This is a genomic window from Yinghuangia seranimata (assembly GCF_029953285.1).
Classification (GTDB): Bacteria; Actinomycetota; Actinomycetes; order Streptomycetales; family Streptomycetaceae; genus Yinghuangia; species Yinghuangia seranimata.
On record NZ_JASAOI010000038.1, the window covers coordinates 160,936 to 177,609 of the forward strand.

Annotated in this window: 16 protein-coding genes; all 16 read right to left on the reverse strand. The window is 71.2% G+C overall.

Going from position 1 to position 16,674, the window contains the following annotated elements:
- Positions 1-106 precede the first annotated feature (106 nt).
- Positions 107-1,702, reverse strand: a complete 1,596-nt coding sequence (cimA, locus tag QI554_RS24640) for a citramalate synthase (RefSeq protein WP_281472402.1) — start codon at positions 1,700-1,702, stop codon at positions 107-109.
- 335 nt (positions 1,703-2,037) lie between these two features.
- Entirely contained in the window at positions 2,038-3,138 is a 1,101-nt protein-coding gene (locus QI554_RS24645) for a branched-chain amino acid aminotransferase (RefSeq protein WP_281472405.1), read from the reverse strand.
- 272 nt (positions 3,139-3,410) lie between these two features.
- Entirely contained in the window at positions 3,411-4,472 is a 1,062-nt protein-coding gene (locus tag QI554_RS24650) for a 3-isopropylmalate dehydrogenase (RefSeq protein ID WP_281472406.1), read from the reverse strand.
- Between the two features lie 503 nt (positions 4,473-4,975).
- The gene (serA, locus tag QI554_RS24655; protein WP_281472407.1) at positions 4,976-6,565 is read right to left on the reverse strand and encodes a phosphoglycerate dehydrogenase; all 1,590 of its coding nucleotides are present in this window, start codon (positions 6,563-6,565) and stop codon (positions 4,976-4,978) included.
- A gap of 190 nt (positions 6,566-6,755) precedes the next feature.
- Complete coding sequence (locus tag QI554_RS24660; protein WP_281472408.1) at positions 6,756-7,154, reverse strand: hypothetical protein; 399 nt, start codon at positions 7,152-7,154, stop codon at positions 6,756-6,758.
- Between the two features lie 55 nt (positions 7,155-7,209).
- The gene (locus tag QI554_RS24665) at positions 7,210-8,040 is read right to left on the reverse strand and encodes a hypothetical protein (protein ID WP_281472410.1); all 831 of its coding nucleotides are present in this window, start codon (positions 8,038-8,040) and stop codon (positions 7,210-7,212) included.
- Positions 8,041-8,106: 66 nt separating this feature from the next.
- Positions 8,107-9,360 (reverse strand): PP2C family protein-serine/threonine phosphatase, encoded by a 1,254-nt coding sequence (locus tag QI554_RS24670; RefSeq protein ID WP_281472412.1) that lies wholly within the window; start codon positions 9,358-9,360, stop codon positions 8,107-8,109.
- Positions 9,361-9,677: 317 nt separating this feature from the next.
- Entirely contained in the window at positions 9,678-10,178 is a 501-nt protein-coding gene (locus QI554_RS24675; RefSeq protein ID WP_281472413.1) for a hypothetical protein, read from the reverse strand.
- A gap of 20 nt (positions 10,179-10,198) precedes the next feature.
- Entirely contained in the window at positions 10,199-10,798 is a 600-nt protein-coding gene (locus QI554_RS24680) for a hypothetical protein (RefSeq protein ID WP_281472414.1), read from the reverse strand.
- Complete coding sequence (locus QI554_RS24685; RefSeq protein ID WP_281472415.1) at positions 10,795-12,492, reverse strand: alpha/beta hydrolase; 1,698 nt, start codon at positions 12,490-12,492, stop codon at positions 10,795-10,797. The genes QI554_RS24680 and QI554_RS24685 overlap by 4 nt, the downstream gene beginning before the upstream one ends.
- Positions 12,493-12,521: 29 nt before the next feature.
- Positions 12,522-13,220 carry a WXG100 family type VII secretion target gene (locus tag QI554_RS24690; protein WP_281472417.1) on the reverse strand — a complete coding sequence of 233 codons (699 nt, stop codon included), beginning with the start codon at positions 13,218-13,220 and terminating at the stop codon, positions 12,522-12,524.
- Between the two features lie 131 nt (positions 13,221-13,351).
- Positions 13,352-13,882: a hypothetical protein gene (locus QI554_RS24695; RefSeq protein ID WP_281472419.1), complete on the reverse strand. Its 531-nt coding sequence runs from the start codon at positions 13,880-13,882 to the stop codon at positions 13,352-13,354.
- Between the two features lie 24 nt (positions 13,883-13,906).
- Positions 13,907-14,512, reverse strand: a complete 606-nt coding sequence (locus tag QI554_RS24700) for a hypothetical protein (RefSeq protein WP_281472421.1) — start codon at positions 14,510-14,512, stop codon at positions 13,907-13,909.
- Positions 14,509-14,799: a hypothetical protein gene (locus tag QI554_RS24705; protein ID WP_281472422.1), complete on the reverse strand. Its 291-nt coding sequence runs from the start codon at positions 14,797-14,799 to the stop codon at positions 14,509-14,511. The genes QI554_RS24700 and QI554_RS24705 overlap by 4 nt, the downstream gene beginning before the upstream one ends.
- Positions 14,796-15,395: a hypothetical protein gene (locus QI554_RS24710; protein WP_281472423.1), complete on the reverse strand. Its 600-nt coding sequence runs from the start codon at positions 15,393-15,395 to the stop codon at positions 14,796-14,798. Before QI554_RS24710 ends, QI554_RS24705 begins: the two co-directional genes overlap by 4 nt.
- Positions 15,396-15,568: 173 nt before the next feature.
- Positions 15,569-16,567 carry a ketol-acid reductoisomerase gene (ilvC, locus tag QI554_RS24715; RefSeq protein WP_281472425.1) on the reverse strand — a complete coding sequence of 333 codons (999 nt, stop codon included), beginning with the start codon at positions 16,565-16,567 and terminating at the stop codon, positions 15,569-15,571.
- Positions 16,568-16,674 lie beyond the last annotated feature (107 nt).

Below are 16,674 nucleotides of genomic sequence, written 5' to 3' on the forward strand. Positions count from 1 at the left end.
CCCCCGCCCCGCGGGGCGGGGCGGGCCGCGGGGGGCGGCCCGCCGGCCCGGGGCGGGGCGCGCCCGGCGGCGCCGCCGCCCCCCCCCACGGCCGTTTCACGGGCTCTCAGGCGTCGGTGCCCGGCGTCAGGCCGGCCTTCAGGAGTCCGTACGTGTACGCGTCCTCCAGGGCCGCCCACGAGGCCCCGATGACGTTCTCGGCGACACCGACCGTGCTCCACTCGGTCTTGCCGTCGGTGGTCTCCACGAGCACGCGCGTGATGGCGTCCGTGCCGTGCCGGCCTTCGAGGAGCCGCACCTTGTAGTCGACCAGCTCGAACGAGGCCAGCTCGGGGAAGATCCGCTCCAGCGCGGTGCGCAGCGCGCGGTCGAGCGCGTTGACGGGGCCGTTGCCCTCGCCGGTCGCGACGATGCGCTCGCCCTTGGCGTGCAGCTTCACCGTCGCCTCGTTGACCTGCTCCCCTCCCCCGCGCAGTTCGCTGATCGCGCGCCACGACTCGAGCGTGAAGAACCGCTCGCGGCGGCCCGCGACCTCGTCGCGCAGCAGGAGTTCGAAGGACGCGTCGGCGGCCTCGTATGTGTAGCCGTTCGCCTCACGGGACTTCACCTCGTCGACCACGCGGCCGACCAGGTCGCGGTCGCCCGACAGGTCGTAACCGAGCTCCTTGCCCTTGAGCTCGATGGACGCTCGGCCGGCCATGTCGGAGACCAGCATGCGCATGTCGTTGCCGACCAGCGCCGGGTCGATGTGCTGGTACAGGTCCGGGTCGACCTTGATGGCCGACGCGTGCAGGCCGGCCTTGTGCGCGAACGCGGAGATCCCGACGTACGGAAGGTGCGTCGACGGCGCGAGGTTGACCACCTCGGCGATCGCGTGCGAGACGCGCGTCATGTCGCGCAGCTTGCCCTCGGGCAGCACCTGCATGCCCTTCTTGAGCTCCAGCGCCGCCACGACCGGGAACAGGTTGGCGTTGCCGACCCGTTCGCCGTAGCCGTTCGCGGTGCACTGGACGTGCGTGGCGCCGCCCTCGACCGCCGCGAGCGAGTTCGCGACCGCGCAGCCGGTGTCGTCCTGGGCGTGGATGCCGAGCCGCGCGCCGGTCTCCGCCTTGACCCGGGCGACCGTCCACTGCACCTGGCTGGGCAGCATGCCGCCGTTGGTGTCGCACAGCACGACGACGTCGGCGCCGGCCTCGTGCGCGGTGCGGACCACGGAGGTCGCGTACTCGGGGTTGGCCTTGAAGCCGTCGAAGAAGTGCTCGCAGTCGACGAACACCCGGCGGCCCTGCGCGCGCAGGTGCGTGACGGTGTCGCGGACCATCGCGAGGTTCTCGTCGAGCGTCGTGCGGAGCGCGAGCTCGACGTGCCGGTCGTGCGACTTGGCGACGAGGCACACCACCGGCGCCTCGGAGTCGAGCAGCGCCTGCACCTGCGGGTCCTCGGCGGCCGTGGTGCCGGCCTTGCGCGTGGCGCCGAACGCGACGAGCTTCGCGTGCTTCAGGTCCAGCTCGGTGCGTGCTCGCCGGAAGAACTCGGTGTCGCGTGGAACCGCGCCCGGCCAGCCGCCCTCGATGAAGCCCACGCCGAACTCGTCCAGATACCGCGCGATGGTGAGCTTGTCCGCCACCGTGAGGTTGATGCCCTCACGCTGCGAGCCGTCGCGCAGGGTGGTGTCGAAGACGTGGAAGCTGTCGTCGGTCATGGCCGGTCTCCTGATACTTCAGGGTAAGGGTGCAGAAGGTGGGTGTGTGGCGGGCCCGCACGCGTGGTCCTGGCCGAGGGGTGTTGGGCCAAAACAAAAGACCCCTCGCGGTCGCGAGAGGTCTGCGTGCGGGCGGTGGGCTGAAGAACGCTGCCCCTTGTAGGGGGTCAACCCGTTGCCGGCACGCCGCGGCTAATAATGAGCCACTGCTGCATGCTCGGAAGTCTGCCACATGATTCGCCGGCTGGTACGCCGGTCTCACCATTCGGGCGTACCCCGGCCGGGTGAAGCTTCCGCCCCACCCGGCCGTGACGGGAACGCCCGGGCGCCCCGGCTCAGACGATCTTGTGCTGCCAGCCGTGCGTGTCGTCGGCCTTGCCGGTCTGGATGTCCAGCAGCGCCTTGCGCAGCTCGAGCGTGATCGGGCCCGCGCCGCCGTCGCCGACGGTCCACGCGGCGTCCGTCGACTTGACCGAGCCGACCGGCGTGATGACCGCGGCGGTGCCGCACGCGAAGACCTCGGTGATGGTGCCGTCGGCGTTGCCCTGCTGCCAGTCCTCGACGGAGATCTTCCCCTCCTCGACGGCGTAGCCGCGGTCGGCGGCGAGCTGGAGGAGCGAGTCACGGGTGATGCCGGGGAGCAGCGAACCGGTGAGGGACGGCGTGACGATCGTGGCGTCCTTGCCGCTGCCCTTCACGAAGTACAGGTTCATGCCGCCCATCTCCTCGATCCAGCGGCGCTCGTTGGCGTCCAGCCAGACCACCTGGTCGCAGCCCTGCTCGGCGGCCTGCGCCTGGGCGACCAGGGAGGCGGCGTAGTTGCCGGCGCACTTGGCGGCGCCCGTGCCGCCGGGCGCGGCGCGCACGTACTCCTTCGACAGCCACACCGAGACCGGCTTCACGCCGCCCGAGAAGTAGGCGCCGGCCGGCGAGGCGATGACCATGAACAGGAACTCGTTCGACGGGCGCACGCCCAGGCCGACCTCGGTCGCGAACATGAAGGGGCGCAGGTAGAGGCTCTGCTCCTCCTCGCCGGGGACCCACGCCTGGTCCTGGCGCACCAGGGCGTCGACGGCCTCGACGAACAGGTCCTCGGGCAGCTCGGGCATCGACAGGCGGCGGGCCGAGGCCTGGAAGCGGGCGGCGTTCGCCTGCGGGCGGAACGTCGAGATCGACCCGTCGGGCTGGCGGTAGGCCTTGAGGCCCTCGAAGATCGACTGACCGTAGTGCAGCGTCATGTTGGCCGGGTCGAGGTCGAGCGACGCGTACGGGGTCAGCTGCGCGTCGTACCAGCCGCGGCCCTCGCTCCAGCGGATCGTCACCATGTGCTCGGTGAACACCCGGCCGAAGCCCGGGTTGGTCATGCGAGCGGCGCGCTCGGCATCCGACAGCGGGTGCGCGGTCGGCTTGAGGTCGATGGTCAGCGAGCTACCCATGGCGAAATTGACCTTCACCCTTCCGAGGGACAATGAGTGACTTAAGGCGAGATGGCGCCCCCGCACTTGCTAGCGTCCCACGAGTCCGGTCACCAACGAAACGGGGGCCGGGCAAGCACCACCCACCCCTGGGCCGGGGGCCCCCGCGTAGCGGGGTAAGCGCCTGTGGAGCGCAGGTAAGACCGGGTCCGCCCGGCTCAGCGCGGCGAAGCAGGAACCCGTCTCAAGTCTGACCGTGTGTCACGGGAGGGCAGGGAGGAAATCGCCCGTCGTCAGACGGACGAGGAGGTCAATCGCTTGGCGATGTCGTCGCCGATCTCGCTGGTCGAGCGGGTCCCCAGGGATACCCGCTCGGCCAGGTCGGCGTCGACCGCGGCCTCGACGGCGCGCGCGGCCTCGACGTGGCCCAGGTGTTCGAGGAGCATGGCCACCGAAAGGACCGTGGCGGTCGGGTCGGCCTTGCCCTGGCCCGCGATGTCGGGCGCGGAGCCGTGCACCGGCTCGAACATCGACGGGAACTCCCCCGACGGGTTGATGTTGCCGCTCGCGGCCAGGCCGATGCCGCCCGCGATGGCCGCCGCGAGGTCGGTGATGATGTCGCCGAACAGGTTGTCGGTGACGATCACGTCGAAGCGCTCGGGCTGGGTGACCATGAAGATGGTCGCCGCGTCCACGTGCAGGTAGTCGGTGGTGACCTCGGGGAACTCGGCCGCGACCTGGTTGAAGATCCGGGTCCACAGGTGGCCGGCGAACACCAGCACGTTGTTCTTGTGCACCAGGGTCAGCTTCTTGCGCGGGCGCGCCTGGGCGCGCGCGAACGCGTCGCGCACCACGCGCTCGATGCCGAACGCGGTGTTCACGCTGACCTCGGTGGCCACCTCGTGCTCGGTGCCCGCGCGCAGCGTGCCGCCGTTGCCCGTGTACGGGCCCTCGGTGCCCTCACGCACCACGACGAAGTCGATCTGCGCGTCGGCGCCCAGCGGCGACACGACGCCCGGGCCCAGCTTGGCCGGCCGCAGGTTGACGTGGTGGTCGAACGCGAAACGCAGCTTCAGCAGCAGACCGCGCTCCAGCACGCCGGACGGCACCGACGGGTCGCCGATGGCGCCGAGCAGGATCGCGTCGTGCCCGCGCAGCTCCTCGAGGACGCTGTCCGGCAGGGTCTCGCCGGTGCGGTGGTAGAGGCGGGCGCCGAGGTCGTACTCGGTGGTCTCGAGCGCGACGTCGGCCGGAAGCGCGGCGGCGAGCACCTTGAGGCCCTCGGCGACGACCTCCTGGCCGATCCCGTCTCCGGGAACCACGGCGAGGCGGATGCTGCTGGCAGTACGTGACATGGCTCGGACCTTACTCCCGGTCCCAGGTTTCGACATGCGGAGTCCGGATGCTGGACGATCCGCGGGGCCGTTCCCGGGGCCGCTGCCGACGGTCGGATCAGGGGTTCTGGTGGCCGGTGTCGCCGCCGTTGTCGCGGCGGTCCAGCGCGCGCTGCAGCGCGGCGGCGGCGTTCTTGCGGGTGGTCTCGTCCATGGGGCACCTCACGAGGGCGTGGCGGGGGCGGGACGACACGGCCCAGGGCGGATTCACCGGGGTGACGCATCGTGCGGCGCGGACGGGCCTCGTGGGCGCACTGTCCTCGAAGATCCCACCGAAACCGGGATTTTCGGCGTGGTAGGACGTTCTAGTAGTTCAACCGTAAGCGACAGAGTGGGCCGCTGTCCGCAATTTACTCGGAGTTCCTACTATCCGAGACGCCCGGTACTCCGACGGAGTCGGATGAACACACGAACGGCCCCGGAGGCGATGCCTCCGGGGCCGTTCGGCCGACGTGCGTCGGGGGTCAGTCGACCAGGTTCACCGGGCGCACGATGTCCGCGCCGATCTCGGCGCCGATCTCGGCGAGCACCGGCTGCGGGATGGTCGAGTCGACGGTCAGCGCGACCAGCGCGTCGCCGCCCTTGGCGTTGCGGCTCACCTGCATGCCGGCGATGTTGACGCCCGCGTCGCCGAGCAGCCGGCCGATGACGCCGACCACGCCCGGGCGGTCGCCGTAGCGCAGGAACACCATGTGCTCGGTGAGCTGCAGGTCGACGTCGAAGCCGTGCACCTCGACGATCTTCTCGATGCGCTTCGGGCCGGCCAGCGTGCCGGAGACCGAGATCGCCGTGCCGTCCGCGAGCGTGCCGCGCACCGTCACGAGGTTGCGGTGGTCGGGGCTCTCGGAGCTGGTCGTCAGGCTCACCTCGACGCCGCGCTCCTGCGCGAGCAGCGGGGCGTTGACGTAGGACACGGACTCCTCGACGACGTCGGAGAACACGCCCTTGAGCGCCGCCAGTTCCAGCACCTTGACGTCGTGCTGGGTGATCTCGCCGCGCACCTCGACGTCGAGGCGCTGCGCGACACCGCCGGCCAGCGAGGTGAAGATGCGGCCGAGCTTCTCGGCGAGCGGCAGGCCCGGGCGCACGTCCGGGGCGATCTCGCCGCCCTGCACGTTGACCGCGTCCGGCACGAGCTCGCCGGCCAGCGCGAGGCGCACCGACTTGGCGACCGCGATACCGGCCTTCTCCTGCGCCTCGTCGGTGCTCGCGCCCAGGTGCGGGGTCGCCACGACGTTGTCGAACTCGAACAGCGGGCTGTCCGTGCACGGCTCCTTGACGAACACGTCCAGGCCCGCGCCCGCGACCCGGCCCTCCTTGAGGGCGGCGGCCAGCGCGGCCTCGTCGATGATGCCGCCGCGCGCGGCGTTGACGATGCGCACCGTCGGCTTGACCTTGTGCAGCGCCTCGTCGCCGATGAGACCGATGGTCTCCGGGGTCTTCGGCAGGTGGATGGTGAGGAAGTCCGACTGCTCCAGGACCTCGTCCAGGCTCAGCATGCGGACGCCCACCTGCGCGGCGCGGGCCGGCTGCACGTAGGGGTCGTACGCGATCACGTTCATGCCGAACGCCGACATGCGCTGCGCGACCAGCACGCCGATGCGGCCGAAGCCGACCACGCCGAGGGTCTTCTCGGCCAGCTCGACGCCGGTGTACTTGTTCCGCTTCCACTCGCCGTTCTTCAGCGCGGCGTTGGCCGGCGGGATGTTGCGCGCGACCGAGATGAGCAGGCCGCAGGCCAGCTCGGCGGCGGTCACGATGTTCGAGGTCGGCGCGTTGACGACCATCACGCCGGCCTTGGTGGCGGCGGGGACGTCGACGTTGTCGAGACCGACGCCGGCGCGCGCGATGACCTTCAGGCGCGACGCGGCGGCGATCGCCTCGGCGTCCACCTTGGTCGCGCTGCGCACCAGGATCGCGTCGACGTCGGCGATCGCGGGCAGCAGCTCGGCGCGGTTCGCGCCGTCGCAGTGCCGGATCTCGAAGTCGGGACCGAGCGCGTCGACCGTGGCCGGCGACAGTTCTTCAGCGATGAGGACGACGGGCTTGCTCACTGCGATCCTTTGCTTTCTACGTCGGCAGCGATGACGGCGCCCCCCTTGCGCAGGCCTGCGCGAGGGGCGGGTGGGTCTGACGCGCGGTCGAGTCTAGTGCGGCCGCCGCGTTGTCCACGCCGTCGTCCGGGGAGTGGACGCGGGATCTCCCCGAGCCCGCCCGGACCCGGTCAGCGCCGGTCGGTGCCGGTCAGGAGCGGTCGCCGCCCGACACGAACCAGCCGACCGTCACCCGGCGGCGCCCGCCGCGGTCCGCTATCACGACCTCGCCGGACGGGCCGGGCAGCGCCAAGGTGCCGCCGTACGGCAGCGGTCGGCGCTCGCCGTTGTCCACGAACACCTCGGCCACCGGGGCGTCCTGCGAGCCGCGGATCCACGTCACCTGCCACGCCCCGCTGTCGTCGCAGCGGAACTCCAGGTGGGTACGGGACACGAAGAGCCAGTCGGCGGGGGTCACCAGATGGCACCTGGACGCGTCGCGGCCGACCGCGAGGGTCGCCCCGGGGCGGCTGGGCGAGCTGGCCATCAGCATCGCGACGGTCGCCGCGTCGTCCGCCCCCGACGTCGAGGCCATGTTCAGATCGAGCACCGGTTCTTCCCTCCGAAAAACCTCTGATGTTCCCCCGGCGGTCCTTGCCCGCCCCTTACACGCCGGGTGTGCGGCGTGGCGGCTGCCCGCCGCACGGGCACGGTCCGCGCCCGGCTATGCCGTGGGTCACGGCGGTCTGTGCGATGAGGTCCCAGCCGCCGTGCACGTGCCGCACGGTGTCCAGGTAGTTCGGCCCGAGCAGTTCGTTGAGCTCGGGGCACAGACCCGAACTGTAGAACTCGCGGCGCAGTTTCGTCTTGCACCGCTCGACGGTCGCCGGCGACAGGTGCAGCAGCGAGCACAGCTCGCGGGTCGACTTGGCGCGCTTGACCTGGCGGCCGTGGATCCAGTCGCACGACATGGCGGTCAGCACCTCGATCTCGGTGTCCGACAGCCGGTTCTGCAGCACGAACGGCGCGACGTCCTGGGTCTCGGGCACGTTGTCGCCCTGCCCCGGGTGGTCGTCGGCCTGCTGCGGAAGCGACAGCCGCCACTCGACGATGACGCGGCGCCGGCGTGCGAGATCGCTGATGACGATGCGGCCGGCCCGCCGACCGCCGAGCGGCAGGGTCGCGCCGTACGGCACCGGCTCGGACACGCCCTCGCGGTCGATCTGCACGAGGGCGACCGGACGCGTGTGCGAGCCCTGCAGCCACTCGACGCTCCACCGGCGCTCGTCGGTGAAGGTGAACTCCAGGTGCACGCGCGAGACGAAGCGCCAGTCCTTGGGGGTGGCCAGCGCGCAGCGCGACGGATCGCGGCCCACGCCGAGCCGCTGCCCCGGCTCGCTGGGCATCTTCACCGTGCGCGACCGGGGCAGTTCCTGGTCGCGCAGGTCAGCGTCGTCCGACGTCGCCGCGGTGAGGATCAGTTCGAGCATCGCCATCCGTCCGGTATTCGGGCCCCTTGTGGGGGCGCCTCGTGCACCATGGTCGCGGTCCGACCGTACGGCCTACCCGTCGCCCTGGGAATCCTCGGGTCCGTCCTGGCCGCGGCGCGGTAGCGCGGCGGCCGACACGGCGACCGGCAGGGCCTCGCATTCGATCACCACGGCGGTCGCGTCGTCGTCTCCGCTCTGCACCGCGGTGACGGTGAGCGTGGTCGCGGCGTGGAACGGGTCTCCGTGGATGAGGTCGGCCACGGTCTCGTCGGGAAGGTGGCCGACGCCGTCCGTGGCGAGCACCACCCGGTCGCCCGGGTGGAGTTCGATGCGCTGCAGCTCGGGGTCGGGCTGCTGCGAACCGCCCAGCGGGGTTGAGGTGAGCAGCCACGGCCGGCCGATCTCCGCGGCGTTGCCCTGTTCGGTGAGCCGGAACGCGGCACCGCCGCGCACCAGCCAGCACACGCTGTCGCCGCAGCCGGCCAGGTGCAGTCGGCCGTCCTGGATGACGGCGGCGACCACGGTGGTGCGCATGCCCTCGTAGGTCTGGCCCTGGCCGTGCCGGCGGACCGCGAGGTCGGCGACCGCGATCGCGGCGCGCAGCCGGTCGCTCCAGCCCGCGGACAGGTCGGCGGCGGCCAGGTCGGCGACCAGCGTGCGGCACGCGACGTCCGCCGCGTACCAGCCGGACGGGTGGCCGCCGAGGCCGTCGGCGACGACGAAGACGCTGCCGGTCGCGGCATACCTGTCGTCGTTGTCGCGTGCGGTCAACTCCGGGCCGAGGCCCAGGCGTTCGCGACGCGCGGCACGACGCCGGCCGGGGTGCGAGGCGGCCGACCAGGCCGACGCCTGCACTTCGACGTCGGCGCCGGCGGCGCGCAGGTCTTCTTCACGGCGGCGCGCGACACTGTCGGTACGCGAGGTGACTTCCACATCTCCCTCGGGCTCTGCTGTTGCGGGTGGGACGGCGACCGGGCCGGGTGGCGGCGGTACGGCGGGCGGTGCGGGCGGCCCGGGTTCGGGCAGCGCGCGGATGGACGGCACGGTCGTTTCGGCGGGGTGCGGCGCGGGGCGGCCGGGCGGGCCCGACTCGCGCGCGTGCGCGGCGTCCCGCGCGGGCGGCCCGACGGGCGGCGGCGCCAGGTCGTCGAAGTCCAGGTACAGGTCGGCGAACATGTCGTCGCCGCCCCCGGAGTCGGCGGCGCGCGCCGCGGGGGCGGGTGCCGAGGCGGGTGTCGGCGCGGACGCGCGGTCGGCCCGCAACTCGTCCTGCCGCAGGGTCCGTTCGAATCCGTCGGGGGCACGCTCGCTGGGACTGCCGGCCACGCGTCCTCCCCCACTGCCGATGTTCGGGAGCGCGCCACGCGATCCCCCTCCGTGACCGGGCACGGCCCCCTCCCGGCGGATGGAGTCCCCTCTGCCCCTCATCTGCCTCACGCTCCACGAGGTCGGTCCGGAACGGTGTCCTGGTGCGCCGGTAGAAACGATCCCACCAGCATCGCGCCTGCGGGCGCCCCGTGGCACGGGTCCACCCCTGCGAGTTCGATTGTTCCGTACCGGAGCCCCGAGCGGTGAGGTGATCTCGGACGCGCCATTCGAACCAGTGAAGGCCTCGCGTACGGACGTCGGTTCGAACGTGGACGCTAGCCGAGGATGCCGCGGATGTCGGGGCCCGGGCCGGCGGCCGGCGGCGCCGGCGGGGGCGCCTGCGGCGGGGCCGGCGGTTCGGGCTCGGGGTCGTCGGGGACGGCGAACGGCGGGGTGTTGACCAGGATCGCGATCGCCGTCGGCGGCGTGGTGGAGTTCACCGCCAGTTCGTACTCGGTGTCCGGTTCGGCGCAGACGAGGGCGGCGGTGCCGGTGTCCTCGCGGGTGGTGAACCGGGTGATGGACCAGCCCTGGTCCGCGCACGCGTCGCGGAGGCGGGTGATCAGAGCGATGTGCGCGGCGACGGGGACGTCCATCGCCTGCGCCCCGGCGGTGTAGGCGTAGACGTGCGCGTCGTAGGTGCCGTCCCCGCGCAGGGCGGGCGCGCCTTCGATGCCGCGCCAGGTCGGTACGGCGCCGGGGCCGAACACCTCGGCGACGAAGTCGACGTAGGGGCGGGCCGTCTCGGCGACCTCGGACTTGCTCATGGTGCGCATGCGGTGCCTCTCCCCCGGTCTCAGAGCTTTTCGCGGTAGCACGCCGGCGCCGCGATGACCTCGACCTGGATCCTGCCCTGGTCGGGGCCGCTGGTGAACTGCTGGGCCTGCGCGAAGATCCGGCGGTCGTCCTTCTCTTCGGTGCCGTGGCGGGCGGCGAGTTCGTACGGCGCGTCCTGCCGCCCGTTCGGCATCCACTTCCAGTCGTACAGGTCGTGGTAGACGGTGTACCCCGCTTTGGCGAGGTTGTCGCCCAGTCCCGCGAGCAGGTCGTCGTATTCGGCCCGGGTCAGCTTCCGCAGGGCGAAGCCGACCTCGGTGCGGGACGTGCGGTTGTTGGTGTCGCTGCCGCTGGACGCCTTGCAGTAGTCCGTCTTCAGCACGGGCTCGGTCTTCTGCGTGGAGGTGTTCTCCCGCGTGTCGAGGTGCAGGCCGAGCGCGGTCGCGCGCTCGGCCCCGACGGCCTGCGTGGCCTGGGCGGTCGCCTCGTCGACGATCTGTTGGACGGTGCGCTTGCGCAGGTCCTTGACGTCGTCGTCCTGCGGGTCCAGCGAGCACGCGGACAGCGCGGCGAGCACCGTGGCGAGGACCACGGCGCCCGCGCGGGCTCGCAGGGTCAATGCGGTCCTCCGCGTCCGGCCGGGCTCTGCCGGTCGAGGTCGACGTTGTCGTACTGGCCGACGACGACATCGGCCTGGTTGCGGAGCGAGTCGCTCTCGGGGTCCCAGTAGTTGCTGTGGCCCTCGGTGTCGGCGTGCATCACGTTCGCGCCGTAGTCCTCGTCCTGCGGCGCGGCGCCGAGCTGGTACACGTTGCTGCCGACGATGTCGCCGGCCTCCGGGAACCGCGGGACGGGGTCCTGGCCCGCGGCCTCGACCCAGACGTGTCCGGCGCCGACCCCGAGGTCGGCGGCGTGCTGTGTGCGCATACCGGGCGAGCCGGCGGAGACGATGTCGTCGACGTCCAGGTGCTGGGAGTGGGCGGCCTCGCCGACCGCCGACGAGCCGTAGCTGTGGCCGATGACGGTCATGTGGCCGCGGTCGCCCTCGTGCGTGGTGCGCAATCCGTCGACGAAGTGGTCGAGGGGGACGGCGGCTTCCTGGGCTCGGTCGGCCTTGGCGACGCTCAGGTTCATCCCCTCTTGGGGCCACTCGGGCGCGTTGTAGCCGAGCCAGTCGATGACCGCGACGTCGTTCTGCTCGGGCGTCTGCATGTCGGAGGCGAACTGGAGGCGGCGGATGCGGTCGATCTCTCCGCCCACGCCCTTGAGTTCGGCGGTGGTGCCGGGAACCAGGATGGCGGTGTGCTTGGCCGTGTCCGGATTGCCCACGGCCACCGCGTACTTGCCCTCGCCCGCGGTGTCGATGGCGATCACATAGAGCGGCTTGCTGTTGGGCGTGGAGGCGTGTTCGTCGATGCGCTTCTGGAGTTCCGTGAGACCGGCGAGGTTCTTCTTCTCCTGCTCGCTCAACTGGTCTTTGCGGGACTCGAGTTCGGCGATCTTGGTGGTCACCGTGATCTTGTTGGCCTCGTCCCGGTCGACGACCGGAAGACCGTCCAACGCGCCGATCCTGTCGGGGAACGCCGCGATGTAGCTCTCCTTGTCGTTGGCGCTCAGGCTCGCCCACCACGCCGCGTTGGCCTTCGGGTCGCCGCCCGCTTTGGGGATCGCCGACTCGTCGGGCCCGCCCTGCAGCCCGATGGCGGCCTTCGTGTCGGCGGTGATCGCGGCGAGCTGCGCGGCGTCCGTGCCGGACAGTCCGTTGCGTGCGACCTCGGTGATCTTCCGCAGCAGCGCGGCTACTTGCTGGTCCGAGTCGGACGCCTTGCGCAGCGCGTCGCCGATCCGGTCGCTGAAGCCCTGCGCCTTGTCGCGCTGCCGGCCCTCTGCGTCGGACGCGTCGTTCTGCGCGTCGGGGTCGTGGCGTTCGGCGGGCGAGATCTCGCGTGGCGGCCAGCTGACCGAGCCGTCGTCGGCGACCTTCATGCCGGCGCCGCCCGCCGCGTCGAGGGCGGCGCGCAGTTCGTTCTGCGCGGCACGCATCGTCTCGCTCGCCGAGTCGAGCGCGGTGGCGATGTTGCGGGCCTCCGCGGACGCGGCGCGCAGCACGTTGCTCTGCACGTCGATGCCCCGGATCGCGCCGTCGGACGCCTGGCCCTGCCAGCCGTCCGCGAGTTGCAGCCGCGGCCCGCGCACGCGCGCGTTGTAGTCGCGTTCGACCTGGTCGAGATGGGTCGCCACGCGCCCCCAGACGTCGGCGGCGTTGGAGAGGCCGTCGAATCTCGCGTCCCGCAGGTCCGGCAAACTGACCATGCTCGCCCCCGAGTCGGTGTGGTCGTCGGTCAGCGCGGCTTGGGCAGCGAGCCGGCCACGTTCTGGTCGGCGGCGCTGTAGGAGGCCGCGTTCTTCTGGAGGGTGTCGGCGATGCCGTGGATGTCACCGGCGACCTTGCGCAGCGCGGTGCCCCAGGCGTGGCAGCAGTCGGCGACCGCCCCAGCGGTGTCCCAGCCGTGCAGCTGGCCCGCGACGCCGTCGGCGCAGCCCTCGACCTGCCCGGGGCTGGAGTTCAGGTCGTCCGAGACGCCCTGCGCGGCGCGCGACAGCGCGGTCAGCTCCTCGGGAGTGACGGCGATCTTCGAGCCGGCGTCCGGCTTCGACAGGTCGGGCTGCTTCTGGTAGGTCGGCTTGTCGTAGCCGCCGGCCAGCTCAGCGGCGTCCGTCCACTTCTTCTTGATCCAGGACCCGGCGTCCTCGACCCCGCCGACAACCGGGTCGATGGCGTTGTCCTTGATCCAGGACCCGGCGTCCTCGATGCCGCCCACGGCGGGGTCGAGCACGTTGTTCTTGGTCCAGGAGCCCGCGTCCTCGATGCCGCCCACGGCCGGATCGATCACGTTGTTCTTCGTCCACGACCCGGCGTCCTCGACCGCGCCCACGGTCGGATCGATCACGTTGTCCTTGATCGGGTCGACGACCTTGTCCTTCACGACATCCGTGACGATGTCGATGGGGTTCGGAATGTGCGGAAAGCCAAAGCCCATCACGCGCCCCCGCAGCGTGCGACGCCGACGCCCCGTGCCCCGGCTGCGACGGAGGCTAGCAGCGCGACCGGATGGTCGGGAGAGGTTCCGCTTCTCTTTTGATCACCCAACACCCTTGTGGGAGAAGCGCGTTAACCGAGCAGCCGGCGGATGCGGTCTTCCGGGGCCTCGCCTTCGATGTGCTCCGGCGGGGCGGGCGGGGCGGGCGGGGCGGGCGGGGCGGGCGTGCCGGGGCCGGGCTCGGGGTCGGCCGGGGGTTCCGGCGGGTCGGGCACGGCGAGCGCCGGGGTGTTCACCATGACCGCGAGCGCGGTCGGCGGCAGCGTCGAATTCACGGCCAGCTCGAATCCGGTCCGCGGGTGGGTGGCGACCAGCGCGGCCGTACCGGTGTCCTCGTGGACGGCGAAGTACGCGACGTTCCAGCGCCTGGCGACGGCCTCGTCACGCAGCCGCGTGACGAGGCCGATGTGCTCGGCGAGTGGTACGTCCATCACCTGGGCTCCGGCGGTGTACGCGTAGACCGCCGGGTCCGGGACGCCGTCCGGCCCGTCGCAGGGTGCTCCCTGGATCCCCCGCCAGACCGGCTGCCGGTCAGGCCCGAAGACATCGCCGACGAAATCGACGAGGGGGCGCGCGGTGTCGGCGACTTCGTCCTTGCTCATGGTGCGCATTGCGGCTCCACTCCGTCAGGACTCGGCTTCCCGGTAGCAGGCGGGTGACACGAAGACCGCCAGGTGGCGGGCGACCACGTCGGTACCCGGCGTCACGGCACGCGTCGTCGGCTGAGCCCAGACATGCTGGTTGTCGGTGTCCTTCTCGCCCTTGCGCCCGATCACCTTGATCGCCGCACGGTTGGTATAGGGGATGTCGGTCTCCAACGGACGAATGACGGTGAATCCCACCGCAGGCAGCCTGCTGCGGATCGCCTCGATCTCCTGGTCGATCTGGGCATCCGTCAGCGGCTTGGAGATGAACTGCGCGGTGAACCGTTTGGCTTTTCCGGAGTTGAAGGAGTCGCTCTCCTTGCGGCAGCTTTCGACCAATTCGCGGAAGTCTCGGCTGTCGTCGGGCGGCGGGTGCATGCCGAGTTCGGCGATGTGCGCGCTGCCGCCGAGTGCCGCGTCCAACATGGCCGCGACTTCCTGGCGGATCTGCTGGTCGTTGCGCTTGTGCAGGGACTTCAGGTCCGAGTCCTCGGAGTCGATGATCCCGCAGCCGGCCACAACCAAGCACACCGCCGCCGCAACGGCGCCTGCCGGCACGTACGAACGCCGCGAGCCGGGCCTGGTCATCGCCCTCCCTGGGTCGGGGCGGTGCCCCGGTTGAGGTTCACGTCCTGGTAGTTCCCCACCGTGATCGCCCCGATGTTGCGGATGCTGTCGCTGCCCGGGTCCCAGTAGCCGCTGTGTCCGCTGGTGTCGACGTTTTCGGCGTCGGAGTTCTGCGCGCGGGTGAGCGCGCCGATGATGCGGTTGCTGACCACAGTGGCGTCGTCGCCGCGCTTCCGCTCGGCCGCCTGGGCGGCGTCGGCCGCGGCGGCGTCCGCGGGGGCCGGCGCCTGGCTCGGCGGCCAGCTCACGGAGCAGTCGTCCCCGACCGTGAAGCCTTCTTGACGGGCGGTCTCGAGTGCGGCCCGGAGTTCGGACTGCGCGGCTCGGAACTCCTCACATGCCGAGTCGACCGCGCGCCGACGCACGCGGTCAGCGCCGCGCCCGCGTCCCATCCGGCCAGTTGCCCGGGGACCTCGTCGGTGCTGCCGCGCAGCACTCCGGCCTTCGGTTTGAGGGCGTCGGCGACGTCCCGTGCCGCCTTGGACATCATCTGGAGTGTCTCCAGGGAGACCTTGACCGACGGTGCGTCATAGGAAGACAGGTCGCCGTTCGGGTGAAACGTCGGCTTGGAAGGGCCCTCGGTGACCGCTTCCTTCACCTCGTCGTACGGGTCGCGGGCCTTGTCCCAGGCCCACGACGCCTTGTCCTTCACCCACCCGCCGGCGTCCTCGACCGCGCCCACGGACGGGTCGATCACGTTGTTCTCGGCCCAGGAGCCGGCGTCCTCGACCTTGTCCACCACCGGATCGACCACGTGGTCTTTGATCGGATCGACGACCTTGTCCTTCACGACGTCCTCGACGACGTCGATCGGGTTCGGAATGTGCGGAAAACCCAGACCCATCACGCGCCCCCGCTGCGTGTTCCCCGGCGCCCCGCGCGGCGGTTGCGAGGGAGGCTAGCAGCACGACCGGTTGGCCGGGGGGAGTTCCGGATTTCGCCTGAACGACGAAGTGCCCCGGACCGCAAGGCGGTTCGGGGCACTTCGGCAGGCGGGTGCCTGGGGGTCGGGCGGGGTCAGCGCTCGTCGTTGACCCAGCTCATCATCTTGCGGAGCTCCTTGCCGGTGGTCTCCAGCTTGTGCTCGGCGTCGGCCTTCACGTACTCCTTGTACTTCGGCAGGCCCGCCTTGTACTCGGCCATCCACGCGTTGGCGAACGTGCCGTCCTGGATCTCGGCGAGGACCTTCTTCATCTCCGCCTTGGTGTCGGCGGTGATGATGCGCGGGCCGGTGACGTAGTCGCCCCACTCGGCGGTCTCGGAGATCGACCAGCGCATCTTCTCCAGGCCGCCCTCGTACATGAGGTCGACGATGAGCTTCAGCTCGTGCAGGCACTCGAAGTAGGCGATCTCCGGCTGGTAGCCCGCCTCGACGAGGGTCTCGAAACCGGCCTTGACCAGGGCGGCGGTGCCGCCGCAGAGGACGGCCTGCTCACCGAACAGGTCGGTCTCGGTCTCCTCGGTGAAGGTGGTCTTGATGACGCCGGCGCGGGTGCCGCCGATGCCCTTGGCGTACGAGAGCGCCAGATCGAACGCCTTGCCCGAGGCGTCCTGCTCGACCGCCACGATGCACGGAACGCCGCGGCCCTCTTCGTACTGGCGGCGGACCAGGTGGCCCGGGCCCTTCGGGGCGACCAGGGCGACGTCGACGTTCGCCGGGGGCTTGATGAAGCCGAAGCGGATGTTGAAGCCGTGGCCGAAGAACAGCGCGTCGCCGTCCTTCAGGTGGGGCTCGACCGCCTCGCGGTAGACATCGGCCTGGACGGGGTCCGGCGTCAGGATCATGATGACGTCGGCCTCGGCCGCGGCCTCGGACGGGGTGACGACGCGCAGGCCGGCCTCCTCCGCCTTGGCGCGGCTCTTCGAGCCCTCCAGCAGACCGACGCGCACGTCGACGCCGGAGTCGCGCAGCGACAGCGCGTGGGCGTGGCCCTGGCTGCCGTAGCCGATCACCGCGACCTTGCGGTTCTGAATGATGGACAGGTCGGCGTCGTCGTCGTAGAACAGCTCGGCCACTGGGGTTTCTCCTTTAGACACGAAATGCGGGTCGCGACCCGGCGGCCAGTCTTTCAAAAGTCCGCCGGATCGGTTCCGGTGGTTTGCAGTGTGAGACCGGCCTGCTC

What these genes read in the sequence shown, in the direction of transcription:
- QI554_RS24710 (WP_281472423.1), bottom strand. Translation starts at nt 15,395, where the DNA reads ATGGGTCTGGGTTTTCCGCACATTCCGAACCCGATCGACGTCGTCGAG.
- QI554_RS24695 (WP_281472419.1), bottom strand. Translation starts at nt 13,882, where the DNA reads ATGAGCAAGGACGAAGTCGCCGACACCGCGCGCCCCCTCGTCGATTTC.
- QI554_RS24650 (WP_281472406.1), bottom strand. Translation starts at nt 4,472, where the DNA reads ATGTCACGTACTGCCAGCAGCATCCGCCTCGCCGTGGTTCCCGGAGAC.
- QI554_RS24700 (WP_281472421.1), bottom strand. Translation starts at nt 14,512, where the DNA reads ATGACCAGGCCCGGCTCGCGGCGTTCGTACGTGCCGGCAGGCGCCGTT.
- QI554_RS24665 (WP_281472410.1), bottom strand. Translation starts at nt 8,040, where the DNA reads ATGGCGATGCTCGAACTGATCCTCACCGCGGCGACGTCGGACGACGCT.
- QI554_RS24645 (WP_281472405.1), bottom strand. Translation starts at nt 3,138, where the DNA reads ATGGGTAGCTCGCTGACCATCGACCTCAAGCCGACCGCGCACCCGCTG.
- QI554_RS24685 (WP_281472415.1), bottom strand. Translation starts at nt 12,492, where the DNA reads ATGGTCAGTTTGCCGGACCTGCGGGACGCGAGATTCGACGGCCTCTCC.
- QI554_RS24675 (WP_281472413.1), bottom strand. Translation starts at nt 10,178, where the DNA reads ATGCGCACCATGAGCAAGTCCGAGGTCGCCGAGACGGCCCGCCCCTAC.
- cimA (WP_281472402.1), bottom strand. Translation starts at nt 1,702, where the DNA reads ATGACCGACGACAGCTTCCACGTCTTCGACACCACCCTGCGCGACGGC.
- QI554_RS24690 (WP_281472417.1), bottom strand. Translation starts at nt 13,220, where the DNA reads ATGGGCTTTGGCTTTCCGCACATTCCGAACCCCATCGACATCGTCACG.